The organism is Prevotella conceptionensis 9403948, assembly GCF_000312305.1.
GTDB lineage: Bacteria > Bacteroidota > Bacteroidia > Bacteroidales > Bacteroidaceae > Prevotella > Prevotella conceptionensis.
On the sequence record NZ_HE999444.1, the window covers coordinates 128,665 to 150,369 of the forward strand.

The following is a 21,705-nucleotide window of genomic DNA, read 5'->3' on the forward strand; positions in this document are numbered from 1 at the left end:
AAGTTTCGGCCTTTCCTGTTTCAGGGTTAGCTTAAACTCCACCCTTAGCGTGTCCATTTTCGCTTTCAGGGCCTCGCGGTCAACGTGGCCGTCGGGCGCAATCATACCGTTTTGCATGGCAAAAAGCGTTACGGCGCGGTACATTGCGCCCGTGTCTACATAGATATATCCCACTTCTTTGGCCAACATCTTGGCCATAGTGCTCTTTCCGCACGACGAAAGTCCGTCGATGGCGATGGTTATTTTCTTCATAGTGTATTGTTGTTTGTAAGTTTATTTTTTAGTTTATGAGTTGGTGAGTTGATGAGTTTTTGAGTTGATAACTCACAACTCACATTGCAAACGACACGTTAAGCACCACCGACGAACTAGAAACGTGGTACTTGCCGTAAGCCAAGTTCAGCTTAAACCGTTCTAGTTGCAAACCTGCACCAAGCGACAAACCTGCGCCATGACTGCTGGCGTTCTCGGCATCGCCCACTTTCATCTCGTTGGCACGCCGCAAACTATATCCTGCACCCACCCAAATGTTTGGCGAAAGGTCTACATCTACGCCAAAAACAAAATGTTTCATCAGCGCATAATGCCAGTGGTTGAGGTCTACCAGCGTTGCCGACAGGCGGAAAGGCCCATGCTGCAAGCGTTTGCTGATGCCCATCTGCACGTCGAGCGGCATGCCTTCGTAGTCGTCTTCGTAGGCTTTAAGCTGTCCGCCCAGGTTCTTAGCCACCACCGAAAGCGACAATTCGCGGTCGGAATCGTAATAGTTCAGGCCAAGATCTACGCCCACACCAATCGAAGTATAGTGCCCGATGCTCGACGACAGCACCTTTGCAGCGATGCCACCCGCCAACTTATCGGTAAGCATGTACGAGAAATAGGCCGTTGCGGCGATGTCCCTAGCGGCAAATTCGCCCAAGTCTTGGTTGTCGGCAGTGGTATATCGCATCTTGCCATAGTCCACATAGTTAACCGAGAGGGCAGCCGAGGCGCGCTCTTTTATCACCTTGTTGTAGGCCACGCCGGCCAAATTAACACCCCGCATGAAGTTCATGTAGTTCAATGCAAGTGTCTTATCGCTCACCGACGACAGCAACGCAGGGTTGTTGAACATCAACCAAGCATCGTCGTTAATGAGCGTAACGTTGTCGCCACCTAGCGCGGCAGCGTGCGCACTAACAGGCAAACGCAAGAAATTATAAGCCGTTTGGCTCTCTTGTGCCGCCATTTTATCCGCCATAAAGAACAAAATAAGGGCGAAAATAACTTTTTTCATCAACTTCTTTCTGTTTTATCTACAAAGTTACACCTTTTTCCAATTATATCATTATATTTGTAGGTGAATTGAGTTTCATTCGCCGTGAAAGCTCTAACTTTGTTGCAACAACTTCAATCGTGTGGAGGTAAAGAAGACACATAGTGCCAATTTGGAGAACAAGCGCGTAACCAATTACCTGCTTGGGCTTGTTGTAGTGCTCTCGTTCCTGTTTGTGGCGCTGGAGTACAACAGCAATTCGCGTACCTTTGACTTCGACGACGAGGTGCCAGACGATTTCTTCGAGGAGATGGAAATACTGCCCGACGTGGAGAAAAACGAAATGGTGGCCGCCGCAATTCCCACTGCCGCACCCTCTATCACCACGAAAATTAAGGCGGTGGACACGCCCGTAGCATTGCCCGACAAGCTGAACGAACGCAACGACGAGGAAAAAGAAGGCGAGGAGGCAACCGTACAACAAAACGAAACGCCTACAACGGCCATCGAACAGCCTGTTCCCGAACCAATAGCCAACGACGATAAGCCGCGCGTTGTGCAACAGATGCCCGAATATCCAGGCGGCATTGTGGAGTTTATGAAATGGTTGCAACGCACCCTTCGCTATCCGCCAACAGCCCAACAACAGGGCATTCAAGGCAGTGTGATGGTGTCGTTTATCGTCAATGCAGACGGAACCATTACCGACCAAAAGGTGGTTCGCGGCGTAAATGAAGACTTAGATGCCGAGGCTTTGCGCGTTATCAGTCACATGCCCAAGTGGAAGCCTGGGCTAGACAAGGGCAAACCCTGCCGCACGCTCTTTGCCATACCTATCGTATTTAAACTTTAAAAATTAGTCAACATGTTGACAGACGATCTAATTCTCAGCAAAATAAACGCATATTTAGAGGCTTTGCCCTTCAATCGTAAGCCGCAATCGCTTTACGAACCCATACGTTATGTGCTCTCCATTGGGGGCAAACGTATTAGGCCTGCGCTTGCATTGCTGGCCTATAACCTGTTTAAGGACGACCCCGAAAGCATTCTTGCACCTGCTTGCGGATTGGAAACCTACCATAACTACACGCTCTTGCACGACGACTTGATGGACAATGCCGCCCTGCGACGTGGTAAGCCCACCGTACACAAACGTTGGGATGCCAATACGGCCATACTATCGGGCGACTCGATGCTGGTTTTGGCTTATCAGCTGGTGGCACAATGCGATGCCGCAAAGCTGAAACCCGTGATGGAACTGTTTACCGAGACGGCACTCGAAATTGGCGAAGGGCAGCAATACGATATGGACTTTGAGCATCGCAACGATGTAACCGAAGACGAATATATCGAGATGATTCGCCTAAAAACCAGCGTGCTCTTGGCCTGTGCCATGAAGATGGGCGCGCTGTTGGCCGATGCTCCACAGCGAGATGCCGACCTATTATATAAGTTTGGCGAGCAAATAGGCTTGGCTTTTCAGCTGCAAGACGACTTCCTAGACGTGTACGGCGACAGCAAAGTGTTTGGCAAAGCCATTGGCGGCGACATCGTAAGCAACAAGAAAACATACATGCTTATCAACGCTTTCAACAAGGCCGCTGCCGCACAACGGGCCGAACTGCAACACTGGGTTGACCAAGAGCAATGCGATGCGCAAGAAAAAATTGCGGCCATAACCCAGCTCTACAACGCTATGGGCATCGACAAGATGGCCGAACGGCGAATAGAACACTACTTTGAGTGTGGCAAACGCTACCTCGATGAGGTGAATGTGCCAGCCGAAAGAAAAGAAAATCTCATTAACTATGCCTCGAAAATGATGAACAGAAAATACTAAAATCTCTCACCTAAATACAATACCATGCCATACCGACGACTACCTAAGACAGATGCCGCACGACTGAAAGCATTGAAAATGCTACTCGAAAACGAGAGTGTGTATGCGGCAAGAAATCGATTTATCGATTGGAGCGTGATTAACAGGGCTAGACCTGCCTACGACCGACTACTGACGGCAGCCCAGCAGTATCGAACTTCGCTAACAGCGCAAGCCAGACAGACGGGCAAGATAGACCGCGTGCAGCGCAATGCCGTAATGTATGTGAGCCATTTTCTGCAAGTGCTCTTCATGAGTGTTGAGCGCGGAGAGATTAAGAAATCTGCTCTGAAACTCTACGGACTTAGCGAACATGCCACATCGCTGCCCAATCTTAAAACCCAAGAGGGCTTGGCCAAGTTTGGAAAACGAGCTATCGAGGGCGAGAAAGAACGCATTAAGCAAGGCGGACGACCCATCTACAACCCCACCATCGGGATGGTTTCCACGCATTACGACATCTTTATGGAGACCTATAAGCAACAAAAGTCGCTGCAAGCCCGAACGAACAAGGCCGTAGACACGTTGCACACGCTACGCCCTGAAACAGACAACATCATCCTCGACTTGTGGAACCAAATCGAGAAACACTTCGAACACGAACCGCCAGAGGTGCGTTTCGCCGAGTGTAGAAAGCTGGGGGTGATATATTATTACCGCCGCAACGAGGAACATCTGTATTAACTATTTCTCGTTAAAGGCCGCTTCTATAAACGCTGTGCCACTGCTCAATGTGGCTTAGCCGAGTTTTTAGCGTGAGCCTAAGCACCGAACGGGTTTCTGTCCCAATGCAAAAAGATTGGGACAGCTTGCTTTCGGTGCATGTATGTTGGCGGTTTTTCTCCCCATCGTTATGGGGAGCAAGGCTTTTTGGGCTTTTGTAATTGGGCCCAGAGCCAACAGATTGTAAACGAGAACATGACAACAGAGATTATTGATACGCACATCCACCTAGATGTGGACGACTATCGCGACGACCTTGACGAGGTTGTTGCACGTGCCAAAGCGGCAGGAGTAAGCAAGGTTTTTATTCCTGCCATCGACGAGCAAAGTGGCGATGCCGCCCTTTTGCTGGCTCAGCGTTACCCCAACTACGCCTTCGCCATGATGGGTTTGCATCCCGAAGAGGTGAAGGCCGACTATGCTGAGGTGCTTAAACGCATGAAACGGCGGTTTGAAGAGCCGCACCCCTTTATCGCCATTGGCGAAGTGGGGTTAGACTTTTATTGGAGTCGCGAGTTCGAAAAGCAACAACTTGAAGCCTTCGAAGAACAAGTGCGCTGGTCGGCCGAATACAAATTGCCCTTGATGATACATTGCAGAAAGGGGCAAAACGAGATGGTGCACATCATCAAAAAGTACGAAAGCCAACTGCCAGGCGGTGTTTTCCATTGCTTTACGGGTAACGAACGCGAGGCCGATGCCTTCTTGCAGTTCGACAAATTCGTGCTGGGCATTGGCGGTGTGCTTACTTTTAAGAAGTCGAACCTGCCCTCGGTGTTGCCCCACATTCCCCTTTCGCGCATCGTTCTCGAAACCGATGGCCCTTACATGGCCCCTGTTCCCATGCGCGGCAAGCGCAACGAGAGCAGTTATCTCACCCATGTTGTGGAGGTAATGGCCAATGCCTACGCCACCACCACCGACGAAATAGCCCGCCAAACCAATGAGAATGTAAAGCGGGTATTTGGTTCGCGCGTGCCTTTTTAAGAGCAAATCCACTTCGTTGGTTGGTTTATAATGGCGCAATGGCATAGCATTGTTTTTTCAATACCGCTGTGATAAGGCTTCTTTCAGAGAATTAACGCATAAAACGAAATAGATTGACGTATGAAAAGGATAATCTTATTGTTGCTTGTTTTGTTTGCAACGCGTGTTTCGGCACAAACGTGGAACACTGGGGAATTTCAGCAAATGGGAGAAAAAACCATCCTTAAGATGCGTAGGATATTCAAGATTCCGACGCAGGTGAAGCTCTATGCAACAGCGTATATTTACGTATGCGACCTCACGACCAAGAAAAAATCCGTCCCCACAGACAGTATCGCTTCGCTTACAGTTAGCGATTGGCTTCGCAAAGTGTACGATTGTTGGCACAAGGTGTATGTTTACGATGACCAATTGCGATACTTTTTGGTTGATAATCTCGCAAATAGAGATGAAGGAGGTGATGAAAGGAAGTCTTATTTAGGCACAAAAGACGACCGCGGCATTGCCGAGATGCTGCAAGCCAATAGGTTTGATTGTGTGATAGAAGCGGATAGATGCCAAAACAAGGATGCTAAACAGTTGGTGCTGATATGCGTTAAGCGGGATGGTATGTATCGTGCTGTGGTTAAAGGAGAAAAGACAACGCTGAAATTGGTGACGAAAGACGATCTCCTAATAGAGCCATAGTTTGCCTGTGTGGGTGAGTCTATGAGTTGTTTTTTTAGTTTTATTGCTGTCCGGTAAAACTTTTTGGGGGATATCTGTGTTAGTTAAAATAGACTTAACCTTATTATTTCTTAGAATTATCGGTTATTATAGGTCTTTTCTTATCAAAAGAAGTGCATTTTATAATACTTACAGTTTGAAACTGAAAACCAAGCCCCTGGATGAGTTAAACGGCTGCAATGCCGATGGATAAAGAGATACAGAACTTTCTGTTTATTTTTACCGGACAGCAATATTTAGGAATATACCCACTTCGTTGGCTGCCTGTAACTTTACTTTCGGAAGAAAGTCTCAACTGGCTAAAAATGTATTTACCTTGATTCATGGGCGTAGTGATACTTACAGATTGTTACATTCTGCTAAGTTAGCCAGTTCTAACCCATAGCGTCTTTTTTTGAGTTGTATCTATTTGTTGTTTAACGAACTCAATCAAATAGTGCAACAACCTGTTGCACAAATTCAAGATACAGATAATCTGTCGAACACAATTGCGCAACAACCTGTTGCACAATTAGGAGAGGTTCCTCAAACGCTGTCGGCTATCTATCACAGTGACGTCTGTTGGATAGAGGAAATCTTTACGCAGTCGGCCATTGCTGCCACCAACTGGGCTAGTCATGTAATTCTGCTTAATAGTAAGTTTCGTTTAGGCGAGTGCTATTCAACTCACCAACTCATCAACTCAAAATCTTAAATTGTTATATTTTATTTTACAATATCACTCTAATTTTCACTTCGTTCTAGCGCAAATATCGCTCATAAAGTAGCTAAAAAGCTACTTTTTATAGTCTTTCACGCCTCACGTTTTCCCTGTTTTTCAGAACAAAACCTGCATTTTGCACCATTTAGCCTTTCTATTTGGGCTGCCTACTCGTTATTTTTCAAGCCCAATTACTCGCTTTTAGCCCCTAAAATCCTACTTTTTAACGACTATTTCGCCCTTTTCGGCCATGTTTTAACGGCTCTAAAAGGTTTTGTTTTATACCATTACTATGTATTATTATGCTTTTTACCTCGCATTTAGCACCAAAACGTCTTGCATTTAGCACCAAAACGCACTGTATTTAGCACCAAAATGCACTGCGTTTTGCACCATATTACAGTGCGTTTTGCATCAAATCGCAGTACATTTAGCAGCAAATAGCCCAAAAACAGGTACAAATGGCGGTGTTTTTAAATAAAAATTCATTTTGCCTCGTTCACATGCTACCCCCTTTTTGCATCAAAACCAACCTTTGCGAGAATCGATTTTTTGCGGCAGGGTGAGCGATTGGTGGCTGGAAATGGCACTCATAATGTTAAATTTCTGACTAAAAAATAGACAAAATGCGATTGTGCTGTGTACGCGTGCATGGGTAACGGCACGAAAAGCACGTAAGCTTACTACCGCCAGCGCGAGCGGCTGCCGGTCATGCTACTCACGGTCAACGGAGTCAGTATAAGGGAACGCAGAAGTAATCTGTCATCGACAGCCGTTTTTCAACTTGTAGAGAATGTATAGGACGACTTCCACTTGGCCACTTTTTGAGATATAACCACGTTTCGCCACATACAAATGGGCCGGAATATCAGATTTCATCGTATCCTTGTTCCAGTACTTTGTACATGAAGAGGAGTGTTTGTCTTCGCTTTACAGCACAAAGACAATAAGCCCCTCTCAAATTATAGAAACATTAAAAGTCAAGGCTACTTCAATTGTTTGATTCTTTTTTTGCAGCAGGTGTATCTTTTATTTTTTCCTTATAAATACAAAAAATGAGATAACGATAAAGAATGGCACATAGGCTATGCTTGCGTATTCGCTTTTTGAAAAGTTTATTATTCCGCTATAAACATAGTGGTTTAATCTCCACACTGTGCTATAGGGTATAAGGTAGGCATAATCTTTATTTTGAGCAATAATATCAAAGATCGTCATGAGGCTAGCAAACCCAATAGGCAAAACAAAACTCTTAAAAATCAAACTAAGATTATATTGTATAAATGAAACAGCAGAAAGGGCTATAAACAAATACGAGAAATATGAAGCCATTAGGGTATTAACATTATAACTGGAGAATTTATATCCGGGTAATAACTTATCCAGAGCAAAACCAGACAGAAGGAAAGTAAGATAACCTATAAGGGAAGAAATAAAGATAATCTCTAAAAGGAAGACAATTTTGCTCGAATAAACTGTCACCTTGCTCACAGGTCTTGTAAAAAGAAGTCTAAATCCATAATTCTTATATTCTACATCGCATAAAGAATAACTCAAAACGGCTGCAAGAATTGGATAAAGCAGACTATAAAATTCAAAGATGTACCTACCCAATAACCATACCCAAGGATTGTAATCAAAAGTCATTGCCGGATTATTGACTGCATCAGCATGTTTAAACAAGATATATACATCAATATATAAAGTAATGAAAAAGGGAAATAACAAGAAGAGCCAAATGGCAATATTAAATCTTAATTTATAGTGTTCGCTTTTAAGAATGGTAAAGAATGATACTGGTTTCATAAGTCGGTTTTTATTAGATGAAGGAATACAGACTCCAATTTTTCTTGGCATTTATCTGCAAATATAATTTGAATGTTGTTTTGTTGCATTAAATTTCTAAAACTGTCAAAAGAGCCGTCTTGTTCTATTTCTATGATAAACGTTCTGTCAGAAATCCTATTTACGGGTATCAAGTGCTCTTTGCATATCTCCATGCCTCGTTCCGGCTGGTCTGTATATATTAAATAAGAAAGCTTTTTCTGATTGAGTAGACTGTTAATTTCTCCTTGAAACAATAATCTTTTGTTATTTAATACTCCGATATGTGTGCATATTTTCTCCAGTTCAGCTAAGATATGTCCTGATATGAAAATCGTTTTTCCTTCGCTTTGAAGTTTGAGCATTAGCTCTCTCATTTCATAAACACCTTGCGGATCTAGTCCATTGAGTGGTTCGTCAAGAATGAGTAATTTCGGATTATGAAACATTGCCATCGCAATTCCCAGGCGTTGTTTCATTCCTGTAGAATATTTTCTAACTTTTTTGTCTTTATCTTTGGTCAAATTCACAAGTTCTAAAACCTCTTTAATGCGCTTTTGTCCACAATGATATAGCATATCCAGATAGTTTAGATTCTCATAGGCACTCAAATCTGCATAGAAGAATGGTTGTTCTACCAGGCATCCTATATTTTGAAGGATATACGATCTGTTGGAATTGAATTCTTTTTTATTGAAGAATACCGTATTTTTTGGGGTTTGCTCCAATCCTAAAAGTATCTTTATCGTAGTAGATTTACCCTCCCCATTCTTGCCTAAGTATCCATAAATGGACCCCTCTGGAATCTTCAAGTTAATGTCTTCTAATACAGAATGATTTCTGTAGTTAAAAGTGAGATGGTTGGTTTCTAGTATATTCATAATCAACACTATCTTTTAAAAATATTCGTATTTAAATGATTTAATGTAATTCAGTAGCTCTTATTTAGACCTATTTGAAATTCTAAATAATTCATTGGAAAATATATGGTGAAATGTTTTTGGGCGGAAAGAACTATTCTCTTTTCTCGGATGACATAGATGGAATAAAGGAGCATCAACCCTATATACATTATTTCCAAGGTTTGTGAATCTATTATGGCAGTCATAATATTCATTACCCCATCCATAATGTCTTTCATTTTTCATGTCCACATCAATATATTTTTCCTATTTACAAATACGTCACCTCCATACATTGGCTGATTGCAAAGAAAATAAAGCATATTAGTTTTTTTATAGAGGACCTTGATATCTTTAGTGTTTAAATAATATCTCCGCAAAATATCTGATGTTTGATAAACAATTCCATTATAAGGATATGCGATGTCTGCCTAACTTGAACGAAGAATATTGTCGGCATCCGTAACAGATTTTTTATCAATATTTGTATCAGAATCCCAATTTGCTGTAATTGGTGTATTTATTAGTAGGCGATTCATGAATTGTATTTTCGATTTATAATAGGTTATAAAACACGAGAGCTAAATTGCAGATATGTTATATTTGATGCAAAAATAAGAAAAGTGTTTGAAATAAGACATGGGGTAACATTGTTTAACGCTTTATGTATTAACGTAGCAAGTGCGAATTTATAAGATTCTCTTTTTAAGAGCAAATTCAGATGTCCTACAACTATGCCGAACTCAGGTTGTATGAAATTGTTTACCAGCCGGAGGTTGTGCCTAAATCACTGATGCGCTATTGAATATGAAGGAAATAGGTAAGTGGGTGAGGTATCCTTATTTCTTACCTCCCACATTCATCTTATAAATAGCATGTAGCATGATGTAGTGGGGGATAGTGTTGTAGCGTATCTCGCTCTTTCCTTGGCCGTTCACTTGATAATCTACGCTTTTAAGTTGCTGGAAAAGGTCGAACGCTTCGAGTTTCACGGCAAATCTACCTTTCATGAAGCTTTGAGTAACGTACGCATTGCACATCAAGTTGTTGGTATTAATCTGCTCATCGGCATAGCCTCTGCGGCTAAACATCTTGAGGTCCATTCCCATTTCTAATCCCGTTTTCATGCTATACGAACCGATGAAGCCATATTCGTAGTCGTAGGTGTTGAAGGGTGTAAAGCCCTTACGGGTACTATTGACGTTTCGCCATGAGAGTTGTCCCATCAAACTCAAGCTTAAGGTTTCTTTTTGGTACTTCACCTCCAGGTATTGGCGGGTAGTGTGGTTATTCACTTTGCTCAATACGCTACTCGTTTGTCCCGCAACTCCCGTCAAGTCTACATTGTGGTCGTAGTTATATTCTGTTTCGGTGAATAAGTTGAAGTATTTCATGCTATCCAACGGAACATTATAATAAATTTCGCTATGTGCTGACCAGTTGCCGTTTACGTTCTCGGGTTTATAAGTATATACACCCGTTTGTGGGTCGTAGATGAACCCGTTTGCCACGGCATTGTGCGTTTCTTGAATACCGAAGTAGATGGAAGGTAAATTGTATCGTCTATTATGCTTATCGCTAAATCTTATTCCCAATGAACTCTGTCTGCCATTTTTTAAGTTCGGATTTCCCAATGAGACGGCTAAAGGGTTGGAGTTGTCGCGGCGATCAATCAACGAATACATATCGGGAGTAGTGGTTGTCGAATTACCCCACGCCACAAATTCATATTCATTATGAATCAATTGACCTGAAAAGTTTATTTGTTTGATCCAATTACTCTGAGAAATGGGTTTTGTTATCGGTTCACTTCTATAATCCAATTGTTCTTTTTTATAGCTTAGAGGCGTAAATACGCCAAATGTAAAGGAGTTTTTTCCTTTTCTTTTCATATAATGTGCACCCAGTACTCCCATATGTTGTTTACTCATATAGTAGCCTGTATAACTATTATTGAGGTCTAACGAACGTAAGAGGGTATCCCGCGTAGAAGGCAAACTTCCAATACTATGGTCTTCATTTTGCCACTCTTGCAAGCGGTCTAATCGATATTTATTGTTGTTTCGATAATTGCCAGCTTGCCTGTATTCATACCCAGTGATGATGTTAAAGCCTGAAGGGAGAACAAATATGTACTGAGGATTAAAAGTATATGAATAGGTATAAGAAGGTGATTCATCATATCGATTGCGATAATCTTTCTTTCCCGCCCCCTGAAGATAGTCTAATCGGTATTTGCTGAAGTTATAATTCTTGATATTTTCGTATGTGCTTTTGACTTGAACTCCTATTCTGTCACCCGATTTTAAAGGCTTTCCCAAGTATATATCCAATGCTGAACTGAGTGTATGACCATTGCCGAGCGTTTGAGATAATTGCCTATTTATGCCTTTATAGGTGGAGAGTTGTGGAAGGGGGAGCGTAAAAGCAGAGTCAAGGATAGCTTCTGTTGACCCTAAACTCTTGGGGTCTGTCTGGAAAACGGCAGACTTGTCTGTACTGAAGTTATCAAACTTGTTATAATTCAACCACAGCATAGCCATAAGTTGGTATGACTTATTGACATGAAACTGATCATTTAGTTCATAAATAGTATTCTTGGTGGTACTATTGTTAATGCGTCGTGTAAAGTTGTTGTTAGCGGTACCCAAGAAAGATTCAGCTGCCGTGTGTGTGATATTATGGGTGCTGAGCCATGAAACACTTGTCGATAGACTATTATTTACCGTGTTCTTCTCGTTACTGTTGGCAAAGTTTAGACCGATGGTCTTTCGGGTTACTTGTCCTTTTGGCAACTTGGTAGGAATCCAGTCGCCCTTCTCGCCTGGCTTTCGGTCTTCGTTTACGTTGTTGATATTGGCAAAGGTAGACACTTGTATGCGTGGTGTAAAGTACAAGCCGAACAACCTGAGGGCGTATCTACTATTGGTTCCACCCGCAATGTCGGCATTACCGATGAAGTTTTTTTCGTATTGTTTCTTCAGTTGAATATCCATCACGTAGTCTTTTTTCTCTACGTCAATGCCCATAGCCTGGCTCTTTTCGGTGCTCTTTTCAAACACTTTGAGGTCTTTAACGGTGTAATTGGGCAGGTTTTCGATGAGTTGTTTGTTGTTACCCTTGAAGAAATCTTTTCCGTTGAGTGTGAGGTAATCGAGTTTACGGCCATTAATGAATATCTCACCATTGCTGTTCATCGTTGCTCCGGGCAGTTGTCGAATGAGCGCATCTAGCATACTACCTTCGGGAAGGTTGAAGGCCTCGGCATTAAAGACAATGGTGTCGCCTTTGTTAATCATTTTGATTTTGGTACTCTTCACCACTACTTCGCCCAAGTTATGTTCTACATCTTCCATTCGTTTTCGTTTCAGGGTAAGGTCTTTCAAGTCAATCACCGTTGCACGAGTCTTGAAGCTAATCTCATGATTGTAGTAAGTGGTTTCGTATTTGGGATTTTCCACCTTGATGATATATTTGCCTTCGGATACCTTGGGTGTCATAAAGAAATAGGCTTCTGGGTGAACGGCATTCCTGTTCCAAGTCTGTGTGGAACAAGAATCAACAACCGTGCTATCAGGCGCCATCAAGGTTATCTTACTATCGACGATGGCAAGGCTTGTAAAACTATCTACCACGCGCCCGTACATTTTCATTTCGCGTGTTTTTTTAGAAGTGGTTGAATGCTGTTGTGCAAATGATTGCTGAGGCAAAGGCAGCGTCACGCATAATAATATTCCCAAAAGTTGTTTCATCGTTATTAGATGTTTTCTATGTCAATTATAATAGATGATGAAGTCGTCTTGATTTTTAATATTTCTATAAATTGAGAGGAGTTTATTATCTTTGTTATGCAAAACCCAGATAAACACTCCTCTTGTGAACGTTATTGTTTATAGTTTATCGCACTCGTCGAGCCACATTTTGGCCGTTGCATCGCTGGGCATTCGCCAATCGCCACGCGGACTAAGGCTAACGCTACCCACTTTCGGTCCATCGGGCAGGCACGAACGCTTGAACTGTTGGGCGAAGAAACGGCGAAGGAACACCCTTAGCCAATGCTTTATCTCGTCGTCGGAATAATGCTTGGCACGTTGTTGCGGTGATGCAAAGGCATGACGAGCCATGATAAAGAGGCGTTGGGGGGTGAAACCGTGGCGCAAGAAGTGGTAGATGAAGAAGTCGTGCAGCTCGTATGGGCCAACGAGATCTTCCGTTTTCTGCTTGATGTTGCCTGCTTCGTCGGCAGGAATAAGTTCGGGCGAGATGGGCGTGTCGATGATATCGTAGAGCGTTTGACAGGTGGCCTCGTTGTGCATGGTTTGTGCAACGTGGCGAACAAGGTGCTTGATGAGGGTCTTGGGGATGCTTACGTTTACGGCATACATGCTCATGTGGTCGCCGTTGTAGGTGGCCCAGCCCAGTGCCAGTTCGGAAAGGTCGCCCGTTCCCACAACAATTCCACCGAGTTTGTTGCCCAAATCCATAAGAATTTGGGTGCGTTCGCGTGCCTGTCCGTTTTCATACACCACGTCGTGCACGGCCATGTCGTGGTCAATGTCTTCGAAATGTTGGGCTACACTCTTGGCGATGTTGATTTCGTGGGTGGTTATTCCCAATTCGCGCATTAAGTCGATGGCGTTTCGGTAGGTTCGGTTGGTTGTACCAAAGCCTGGCATGGTTACGCCGATGATGCCCTCGCGTGAAAGGCCTAGCTTGTCGAAAGTACGCACACATACAAGCAGGGCGAGTGTGGAATCTAGTCCGCCACTGATGCCCAGCACCACCTTTGAGGCATGGATGTGTTTAAGGCGTTGGGCCAAGCCCGACACTTGTATGTTGAAAATCTCCTCGCAACTGTCGTACATCTGTTCGTCTTGCGGCACGAAAGGCAAGGGGTCGATGGTGCGTTGCAGGGCGAAGGGCTTGTTGGTAAGGGGAGCTTGGGCCGTATGCAACAAGGCGGTGTGCCCGTGTTGGGCGTTAACGTAGGTGCTATTTGTGCGCCGTTCGGCACGAAGTTTAAAGATGTCTATTTCGGAAACGACGATTTGCGGCTCGAAATCAAAACGTTTGTTCTGGGCAAGGAGTTTCCCGTTTTCGTAAATCAGGGCGTTGCCGCCATAAACCACGTCTTGAGTACTTTCGCCAAAGCCGCATCCGCTGTACACGTAGCCTGCCATTGTGCGGGCACTTTGCTGTGCTAGCAGACTTTTAAGGTAGGCGTGTTTGCCGATAAGCTCGTCGCTGGCCGAGAGATTGCAAACGATGTCGGCGCCAGCAAGTGCCAAATAAGTGCCGGGGGGATTGGGTGCCCATACGTCTTCGCATATTTCTACGCCGAACTTTACGCCATCGGTGGTGACGAAGATTTGGCTTTGCGCTGTGAGTAGGGCTTGCTGACCAGCGTAGTGGATGGATGTTTCGTTGAGATGGTGGGTGGATGCGAACCATCTTTTTTCGTAAAACTCGCTGTAATTGGGCAGATAGGTCTTGGGAACAATGCCAAGGATGTGGCCTCTTTGAAAGACCACGGCGCAATTGAGCAAGATACTGTCTACTGCGACAGGCACGCCAACCACGGCAATGACGTCTAACGTCTTCGTGTTTTCGAGCAGTGAGCCTACTGCTTGTTCGGCTTGCTCGATGAGTAGCTGCTGTGTGAAGAGGTCTTGACAGGTGTAGCCCGTGATGCCTAGTTCGGGAAACACCACGATTTCGGCTCCTTGTTCGTTGGCTTGCTTGATTTGCTGCTCTGTTTGTTCGGCGTTGAAATGGCAGTCGGCCACTTTAACAGCTGGAATAGCTGCCGCCACTTTGATATATCCGTGTTGCATAAATTCTTTTTTGAGGAGTTCTTTTGAGGAGTTCTTTTGAGGAGTTAAGGAGTTATGGAGTTAAGGAGTTAAGCCAATAGCTCAGGAGTTAAGGAGCTATGGAGTTAAGGAGTTAAGCCAAATGCTTTGCGAGTTTTGTCAACTAGAATCCTAGGGAAACTAGGGAAACTAGGAAATCTAGGAAATCTAGGGAAACTAGGAAACTAGGAAATCTAGGAGAGCTAGGAAATCTAGGAGAGTTAGGGAAACTAGACACGCAAGGGAAACGTGGATATTTAGAAACCATACGCGGCTTTGTGGGCGTTAGCCATCTTTTCACCCTTTCACCCTTTCACCCTTTCACCTTTTCACCTTTTCACCTTTTCACCCTTTCACCCTTTCATCTTTCCCATCTTTTCACCTTTTCACCTTTTCACTTTTTCCCCTTTTCACTCTTTCACTTTCACCAACGTTGCTCCATACCCATATTCTTGGAACGAGGCATCTTGGTAAGTGTAGCCTTTAAAGTGTCGGTTCAGTTCGTTGATAATGGCTTTTCGCAGCACGCCTTCGCCTTTACCGTGGATGAACACGATTTTAAGGCCGCGTTCGTTGGCGTGCTCTTTAAGTGTTCGGCGGAACACTTCCAGTTGATATTGCAGAATATCGAGCGAATCCATACCTTGTGTAGTCTCTAAAATCTCGTGGGCATGCAGGTCAACCACCAATGGCTCGTTAGTTTTGCGGTCGCCATGAGCGTGTTTGCCTGTTGCAGAAACTGCGCCTTTGGCAGACCGCGCATCTTGTTTCATCTTTTGTATGGCAGCCTTAGAGAGCATCTCCGTTTTCAGTTTCTCTGTATCAATCTCGCTAACGGGCGGTTCGGCAGGCTCGTCGCCTTCGACAATGGTATAGAGCATGGCAGGCTCGTTGTAAAAAGGCGTTTCGGCAAAGAGATGCTGTTTGAACAGTTTAAGCGGCTCGATGTGTAGCTTTACGTCGATGGCAGGCTTGCGCACATAGCTTTTTTGTCTTTTGAACGCAATGGCTTGGAAGGCCGATTGCTCAAAGCTGTTATAGTCTTCAGCGGCAATGGTTTCGAGCGTAACCTTGGTGTTGGGTTCTATTTCGCCCTCGTTGCGCAGCATCCAGCTTTCGCCCTCGGCAGTGGCAAAGGCGTAACGCAGGTAATAATTGCTGTCGTTCACAAGCTCTACGGCCATTTTGGTGTGGCTCAACTGCCGTGCGTTTTCGGGTACGAAGGCCAAATACACGTTCAAACTGTTGCCACCCACACGTTCTTCAACAGGCTTGCGAAAGGTAATTTCGCTGTCGGCAGGGTCTGTTTCGTGTTCCGTATCGTTGTCAGTCTCTTCGTTTTCGTATCCGCCACTTAGCAATGCCTTGATGGATTGCTTGCCAGGGGTGTCTTGTTGCGTGGTGTTCGTCTTCTGTTCGTTGGCCACCTTTGAGGTTCTGCCTTGCTTGCGGTCCAACTCCTCGTCTACAACCACCACCTCGTTGATGCTCATGGGTATCTCGAAACCATCGGAATCTTGTACCAACACGATGTTTTTTCCTTGGAAACCAGCCACGATACCGCCGCCCGTTTCGCTTAGAAACCTTACTTTATCTCCTTTTTTCATAGTCTTGCTGTTTGGTGTTAGGGAATGAGAATGCTGCTGTCGCCATAACTTAAAAACCTGAAATCGTTGTCGAGCGCATAACGATAGATGCTTTTCCAATCGCCTCCAACGAATGCGCTAACCAGTAAAAGCAATGTGCTTTGTGGTTGGTGGAAGTTGGTGACGAGGCGTTTTACGATTTTATATTGGTAGCCTGGCGCGATGATTATCTGCGTGCTGGAATGGAGCGAGGGCAAATTGTTTCGGTCCATGTAGGCAATCAGTTCGCCAATGGCTTCTGTGGGCGTGATGTTGGTGGGCGTTGGCTCGTAGGGCTCCCATTGATTTACGTGCAATTGTTCGAGCGAGACGTTGGGATTGGCCTTTACCTTGCAGCCCATGTAGTACAGGCTTTCGAGGGTTCGCACGCTGGTTGTGCCCACAGCTACGGCCTCGCAGTTGTGTTGCAGCAGCTTTTCGAGCGTTGTTCGGCGTATGCACACATACTCGGTGTGCATGGAATGCCCCTCAATTTCTTCGCTCTTTACGGGCTTGAAGGTGCCTGCGCCAACGTGTAGGGTAAGCTCTTCGCGGTCGATGCCGTGCTGGTCGATGTCGGCAAGCACCCTTTGCGTGAAGTGTAGACCGGCAGTTGGGGCGGCTACCGAGCCTTTAATCTTGGAGTAGACGGTTTGGTAAGTGGTCTTGTCGCTTTCTTGCGTGTTGCGGTTGAGGTAGGGTGGGATGGGCAATTCGCCTGCTTTGTCGAGCAGTTCGGCAAAAGATAGCTTGTTGCCAGTCCATTTGAAGTCTATTTTCAGTGCCGTTTCGCACGACATGTCGCGTTCGGCAGTGAGTTGTACTGCTGCTGGTTGACCCGCTATTTCTACCGTAGTAGTTAGCGGTCCGCCTTTCCATTTCTTCAGATTTCCTACCATGCAATACCACGAACAGGCATCCGTTGTTTGGAACATTTGTTCGTAATCGGCGGGCAATGCAGGTTCGAGGAGGAATATTTCGATGAGCGACCCCGTTTCTTTTCTGAAATGCAGGCGCGCTTGAATAACCTTGGTGTTGTTGAAAACCATGAGTGCGCCCTGCGGTAGATAGCGGGTGATGTTGCTAAACTCGTCTTGCGACACCTCGCCATGATTGTAAACCAATAGCTTGCTCTTGTCGCGTTGGGGCAAGGGAAACTTGGCTATGCGTTCATCGGGCAAGTCGTAGTTATAGTCTTTTATCCTGATGTGTTTAGTATTCATTTTTATGCGTTGAATAAGCTGTATATGATGATGGCGCAAATCCACAGCGCCATTGTGAGCAACACCTTGCCAACATCGGCCTTTAAATAGGCTGAGGCGGTGGTTTGGGGTGTTACTTGTGTGCGGGGAAGGCCTAATGGCTTGCCCCAACGACGATAAAGCGCGTAGGCCGACCAACCCACGAGTGCGCCCCAAAGTAGTCCGAAGAGGATGTCGAGTGGGTAATGGAGGCCTAGATAGAGGCGTGTCCAGCAGTTAACGGCCGACCAAAGGCAGAGCATGACGGCCAAAGGACGGCTCTTGATGAGCAAACTGAGGAACACTGCCAACGAGAATGTGTTGGCGGCATGCGCCGAGAAAAAACCGTATTGGCCACTGCGTATGCCGTTAACAATCTTGATGGTGTACTTGATATAGGGGTCGTTGCTGGGTCGCCATCGCCCAACGAGGGGTTTGATGATGAGTTCTACCGACACGCTCACCACCACAACGGCAAGCACGGCGCATCCTATGGTGAGGAATATTTGCGGCATGGTGTCGTTGTTTTTGATGATGACATAGATAAGAACCACGTAGAGTGGTATCCACGTGAATCCCGAAGTGAGGTTTACGGCCAAGGAATCGACGAAGAGCGAGTTGCTCCCGTTGAACCAGGCAAGCACCATTCGGTCTAGTTCCAATATGTTGGTGAGGTTCATTCTTCCTTTTTACTGTTGTTCTGTTGTTGTTGATGGGTTCTAATCTCTCTATCTTTTGCATCTGTGGCGACAGACGTTTTATGCGCATGTTTGTGCATCCGTTGGGTTGTAGGCCCACGCGCTCTTGGGTTCTTCTGCCTTCGCCGTCTCCTTATTATATAAGGTGTCAAGCTTTTCTGTTTAGCGTTGAAGGCGATGAACGCCAGAAACAGAGAGACGTTTAGGCGCAAGTTGCGCGATGTCCACGTAGTCCGTAACATATATAGGTGTACGCCTTTATATATGTAGGTGTACTCCTTTATATCTGGTAGGCATGTCTTTAATATATGTAGGACACAGCTTTATATCGGCAGGACGTGCCTGTTGTAAATGCTAGTTGCATCTTTTATACATTGCCTGACTGCTCCTTAATATATTAAGAGCAGAAAAGGGTTGGTGTTGTAATAGGTTTGCCAGCCACCTTTGCCAGCCATGTGCCTGTACAAAGCTGTTTGTACTGGGGCTACAAGCTTCTTGTAGTCACGCTACAAGGTGCTTGTAGTGTCTGTACAAGCCTTTTGTAGCACCACTACAAGCGGCTTTGTACGGCCATGTGGCGCGTGCTGTTGCTCGGTGCTTAAAGGCTATTGCTTGCAAAAAACCTCATCTTTTCTATATAATAAGGTGTATGCGCGCTTGTTAAGCGTGCTTTGCACGATGGTGTTCGATGTCGGCGAACCTGCCTTAAATCTCTTCCACCGTGTTTTGTTCAATCCATCCTTCGCGCCCATCGGCAAGCTTAACGCCCAGCCAACCCTTGATGGAACGGTCGGCAATGTCTACCCTTGTGCCTTCGTGCAGCACGGCCTCATCGGCTCCAGAACGTATGGGTGTCTTTTTAAGATTGGCTGCTGGAGCCATGATTATCGCTCCTTCCTTACTGGTGAGTGCGCTCTTTTGGTGCATGGCAAATATGATTGACAGCACGAAAAGTAAGGCAAAGGCGATGGAACAGCCAAAGCCGACCTTGCGAACAAGTATGCGCGAGTTGAAGAAATACAGCAGAATGCAGCATCCCAGCAATGCAGCCGAGAGCAAAGCCGTGGTTGCCCAGCCGTCTGCTGTGGCGAGATTGGCCGCAGAGCGATACCAAGTGACGAAGAACATCTCGTCGGGTTCGGCCACTTTGTCGATGGTTTTGCCGCGTGCGAATTGCAGGTTGAACCTTATTTGGCTGTTTCCGGGGTTGATAAGTGCCGCCCTTTCGTAGGCTAAGATGGCCTGCGGGATGCTGTCGGAGCGGAAATAGGCATTGCCAAGGTTGTAATACACCTCAGCCGAAGGTGCTTTTTTGAGCAATGCCTTGTAGTCGGCGATGGCCTGCGGGTAGTTTCCGCGCTTATATTCTTGGTCGGCCGAGGCCTTGGTTACAGCGTTTGCTGTGAGCGACAGCATACTCATCACCAAGGCGAGCAGCACTAGGGTGGGGGCATTCTTGTTCGATTTCATAGTGGCTTCGATGTCCATAATAGCCTTTACGGCCATGTCGTAGGTCTTACTCATGTTACCTTGCGAGTCGCCCGGTGCGTAACGTTCGAACTCGCACTCGTCGATGGCGGCGATAAAGCTATCTATTGTTTCGGCGTTTACGGCTCTGCGGTTAAGCATTTCGGCGATGTTCTCGCGTGTTAGCTGTTCTACTGAGATGCCCAGCTTGTCGCTAACATATCCCCAAAGTGCGTGCAGCACTTCGTCGTAGAACTCGTTTTGGCGGCTTTCTTCCATCAGTTTGCCTGCGAGTTTCAAGCGGCGTGCGGCCACTTTGTTGGCTCTCGAACCACGAAGACGGCGCGAGTCGGAATATATTTCTTGCCTTTGGCGGAGCACAATGAAGATTACCACGGTTGCGCCAACGATGACGAGCAAGAGAACGAACCACAAGGGCGAGGCGAAGAACATGCGGTTAGACTTCAACATCACGGCTGGACCTTGCATGATGGGGCGGATGTCTTTGTTCTGTTCATCTTCGAACTTGCTCATTTCCGATGTTGTTCCCGTTCCTTTCTCGATGTTGAGGGTGAAACGTTGGGTGCGAATGGTGCGGTATTGTTGGGTCTTGGTGTCGTAGAAAACGAACTCGGTGGGCGGAATTTCGTACTTCCCAATCTGTTGCGGCACAGCCAAGAAGTCGTAAATCATGTTTCCCTCTATGCCGTTGGTGGTCAGTTGGGTCTTGTCTGTTACCTTTACATCGTACTTGTCGAAACTCTTGGGGAAGTTTACCGTAGGTGCTTTTAGCAGTTTAAGGTTTCCAGCGCCGCTCACCACGATGCGTAGGTTCAGCGGTTCGCCCGTTTTTACCTCTTTTTTGTTTAGTTGTGCCGAGATGGTGAAGTTGCCCACGCCGCCAGAGAAGTTGGCAGGGCGTGCGGGTAATGGGTCTACTTGCAAGGTAAGTCCTGGTGCCTCAATCTCTTTCTTCACTTCAACATATCCTGCTCCGCCGTTAAAGATGGCCTCAAAGGGGTCTACGTTGCGGTTTCTCTGCACCACAATGCCGTCGAACTTGATGCTGGGGATTTTCAGTTCGCCGCTCATTTGGGGGTACATCACGTATTGGCTCCATGTAACGCACTTGTAGTTTTTGCCGTTGAGCCTTTCCATATGGAAACTTTTTTGCGTGGGCAGCTTCACTTCTTGGGTGTGGAAACCGTTTAGGTCGGGCATTTTTCCGTTGAGTTGTGTCAGCTCTACCAGGCTATACACCTTGTAAGATAGCAGCACGGGCTCTTGCTCGCGCACCCTTTTTTTGCTTGCGCTCACCTTAATAAACAGGTCGCTACCCGAAATTTTGCTGCCGGCGGCTCGCATGGCATCCTCGTCGTTGTCGTAATCGTGCATCTTTGGCGCGCCGCTAGCTGAGGGCTTGGCCGTTCCCACCACGTTAATCTTCACGGCAGGCGACATAATGGCCTTGCCATGTACCATTGCCTTGGCGGGCGAAATGGTGTAAGTTCCGTTCTTTGTGGCATAAAGCGTGTAGGTATATGTCACCGACGAACTTGAACTTGTGTGCCCGTTGGTCATCTGGTAGCTCGATTGCGACGAGGTGTAAGGTCCGGCAATCACCTCGATTGCCGACGGGATGTTACCAGGCTTGAAGTCGTCCACGTCTTGTGTGTTGATGGTATAGGCTATTCGGAAGTTCTCCCCAGCGGCCACTTTCGATGGAGCCGACACCGTTAGGCGTTGTGCTGCCACGAACATGACGTTGACCAAGGCCACCATCAATAGGATATGTCTCTTCATTCGTTTCATAGAACCAATTGTTT

At 45.8% G+C, this 21,705-nt stretch carries 15 protein-coding genes and 1 pseudogene; 6 read left to right on the forward strand and 10 right to left on the reverse strand.

Features of this window, described 5'->3' with window-relative positions:
• Together BN93_RS02700 and porQ are read right to left on the reverse strand one after the other, a co-directional pair.
• Positions 1-252, reverse strand: a 252-nt coding sequence (locus BN93_RS02700) for a (d)CMP kinase (RefSeq protein ID WP_019186818.1), incomplete at its 3' end; no start/stop codon positions are given.
• Positions 253-331: 79 nt separating this feature from the next.
• Complete coding sequence (porQ, locus tag BN93_RS02705; protein WP_019186819.1) at positions 332-1,276, reverse strand: type IX secretion system protein PorQ; 945 nt, start codon at positions 1,274-1,276, stop codon at positions 332-334.
• 121 nt (positions 1,277-1,397) lie between these two features.
• Between porQ and BN93_RS02710 the strand changes: the two genes are divergently transcribed.
• The 6 genes and pseudogenes from BN93_RS02710 to BN93_RS16480 form a co-directional block, all read left to right on the forward strand.
• Positions 1,398-2,108, forward strand: coding sequence for an energy transducer TonB (locus BN93_RS02710; RefSeq protein ID WP_019186820.1), 711 nt, complete (start codon positions 1,398-1,400; stop codon positions 2,106-2,108).
• 12 nt (positions 2,109-2,120) lie between these two features.
• Positions 2,121-3,095: a polyprenyl synthetase family protein gene (locus BN93_RS02715; protein ID WP_019186821.1), complete on the forward strand. Its 975-nt coding sequence runs from the start codon at positions 2,121-2,123 to the stop codon at positions 3,093-3,095.
• A gap of 24 nt (positions 3,096-3,119) precedes the next feature.
• Complete coding sequence (locus tag BN93_RS02720; RefSeq protein WP_044259641.1) at positions 3,120-3,818, forward strand: hypothetical protein; 699 nt, start codon at positions 3,120-3,122, stop codon at positions 3,816-3,818.
• A 234-nt stretch (positions 3,819-4,052) separates the two neighbouring features.
• Complete coding sequence (locus BN93_RS02725) at positions 4,053-4,844, forward strand: TatD family hydrolase (protein WP_009230311.1); 792 nt, start codon at positions 4,053-4,055, stop codon at positions 4,842-4,844.
• Between the two features lie 120 nt (positions 4,845-4,964).
• Positions 4,965-5,531 carry a hypothetical protein gene (locus BN93_RS02730; protein ID WP_019186824.1) on the forward strand — a complete coding sequence of 189 codons (567 nt, stop codon included), beginning with the start codon at positions 4,965-4,967 and terminating at the stop codon, positions 5,529-5,531.
• Between the two features lie 451 nt (positions 5,532-5,982).
• Positions 5,983-6,231 (forward strand): annotated as a pseudogene (locus tag BN93_RS16480) (PDDEXK nuclease domain-containing protein); the annotation flags it as partial.
• Between the two features lie 1,068 nt (positions 6,232-7,299).
• Here the strand turns inward: BN93_RS16480 and BN93_RS02735 are convergent.
• The 8 genes from BN93_RS02735 to BN93_RS02775 all read right to left on the reverse strand — a co-directional run bounded on the left by BN93_RS02735 (position 7,300) and on the right by BN93_RS02775 (position 21,691).
• Positions 7,300-8,076: an ABC transporter permease gene (locus tag BN93_RS02735; RefSeq protein ID WP_019186825.1), complete on the reverse strand. Its 777-nt coding sequence runs from the start codon at positions 8,074-8,076 to the stop codon at positions 7,300-7,302.
• Positions 8,073-8,975 (reverse strand): ATP-binding cassette domain-containing protein, encoded by a 903-nt coding sequence (locus BN93_RS02740; protein WP_009230307.1) that lies wholly within the window; start codon positions 8,973-8,975, stop codon positions 8,073-8,075. Before BN93_RS02740 ends, BN93_RS02735 begins: the two co-directional genes overlap by 4 nt.
• A gap of 860 nt (positions 8,976-9,835) precedes the next feature.
• On the reverse strand, positions 9,836-12,748 hold the full coding sequence (locus tag BN93_RS02750; protein ID WP_019186827.1) for a hypothetical protein: 2,913 nt from the start codon (positions 12,746-12,748) through the stop codon (positions 9,836-9,838).
• Between the two features lie 138 nt (positions 12,749-12,886).
• Complete coding sequence (locus tag BN93_RS02755) at positions 12,887-14,830, reverse strand: NAD(+) synthase (protein WP_044259644.1); 1,944 nt, start codon at positions 14,828-14,830, stop codon at positions 12,887-12,889.
• Between the two features lie 428 nt (positions 14,831-15,258).
• Positions 15,259-16,455 carry a DUF2027 domain-containing protein gene (locus tag BN93_RS02760; protein ID WP_019186829.1) on the reverse strand — a complete coding sequence of 399 codons (1,197 nt, stop codon included), beginning with the start codon at positions 16,453-16,455 and terminating at the stop codon, positions 15,259-15,261.
• Positions 16,456-16,472: 17 nt separating this feature from the next.
• The gene (locus BN93_RS02765; protein ID WP_019186830.1) at positions 16,473-17,696 is read right to left on the reverse strand and encodes an S-adenosylmethionine:tRNA ribosyltransferase-isomerase; all 1,224 of its coding nucleotides are present in this window, start codon (positions 17,694-17,696) and stop codon (positions 16,473-16,475) included.
• A gap of 2 nt (positions 17,697-17,698) precedes the next feature.
• Complete coding sequence (locus BN93_RS02770) at positions 17,699-18,394, reverse strand: phosphatase PAP2 family protein (RefSeq protein WP_019186831.1); 696 nt, start codon at positions 18,392-18,394, stop codon at positions 17,699-17,701.
• A gap of 723 nt (positions 18,395-19,117) precedes the next feature.
• Positions 19,118-21,691, reverse strand: a complete 2,574-nt coding sequence (locus tag BN93_RS02775) for a BatD family protein (RefSeq protein WP_044259646.1) — start codon at positions 21,689-21,691, stop codon at positions 19,118-19,120.
• Positions 21,692-21,705: the final 14 nt, after the last annotated feature.

Bases quoted from the DNA above. Each gene is read 5' to 3' on its own strand.
- porQ (WP_019186819.1), bottom strand. From the start codon at position 1,276: ATGAAAAAAGTTATTTTCGCCCTTATTTTGTTCTTTATGGCGGATAAA.
- BN93_RS02715 (WP_019186821.1), top strand. From the start codon at position 2,121: ATGTTGACAGACGATCTAATTCTCAGCAAAATAAACGCATATTTAGAG.
- BN93_RS02720 (WP_044259641.1), top strand. From the start codon at position 3,120: ATGCCATACCGACGACTACCTAAGACAGATGCCGCACGACTGAAAGCA.
- BN93_RS02725 (WP_009230311.1), top strand. From the start codon at position 4,053: ATGACAACAGAGATTATTGATACGCACATCCACCTAGATGTGGACGAC.
- BN93_RS02730 (WP_019186824.1), top strand. From the start codon at position 4,965: ATGAAAAGGATAATCTTATTGTTGCTTGTTTTGTTTGCAACGCGTGTT.
- BN93_RS02735 (WP_019186825.1), bottom strand. From the start codon at position 8,076: ATGAAACCAGTATCATTCTTTACCATTCTTAAAAGCGAACACTATAAA.
- BN93_RS02740 (WP_009230307.1), bottom strand. From the start codon at position 8,975: ATGAATATACTAGAAACCAACCATCTCACTTTTAACTACAGAAATCAT.
- BN93_RS02750 (WP_019186827.1), bottom strand. From the start codon at position 12,748: ATGAAACAACTTTTGGGAATATTATTATGCGTGACGCTGCCTTTGCCT.
- BN93_RS02755 (WP_044259644.1), bottom strand. From the start codon at position 14,830: ATGCAACACGGATATATCAAAGTGGCGGCAGCTATTCCAGCTGTTAAA.
- BN93_RS02760 (WP_019186829.1), bottom strand. From the start codon at position 16,455: ATGAAAAAAGGAGATAAAGTAAGGTTTCTAAGCGAAACGGGCGGCGGT.
- BN93_RS02765 (WP_019186830.1), bottom strand. From the start codon at position 17,696: ATGAATACTAAACACATCAGGATAAAAGACTATAACTACGACTTGCCC.
- BN93_RS02770 (WP_019186831.1), bottom strand. From the start codon at position 18,394: ATGAACCTCACCAACATATTGGAACTAGACCGAATGGTGCTTGCCTGG.
- BN93_RS02775 (WP_044259646.1), bottom strand. From the start codon at position 21,691: ATGAAACGAATGAAGAGACATATCCTATTGATGGTGGCCTTGGTCAAC.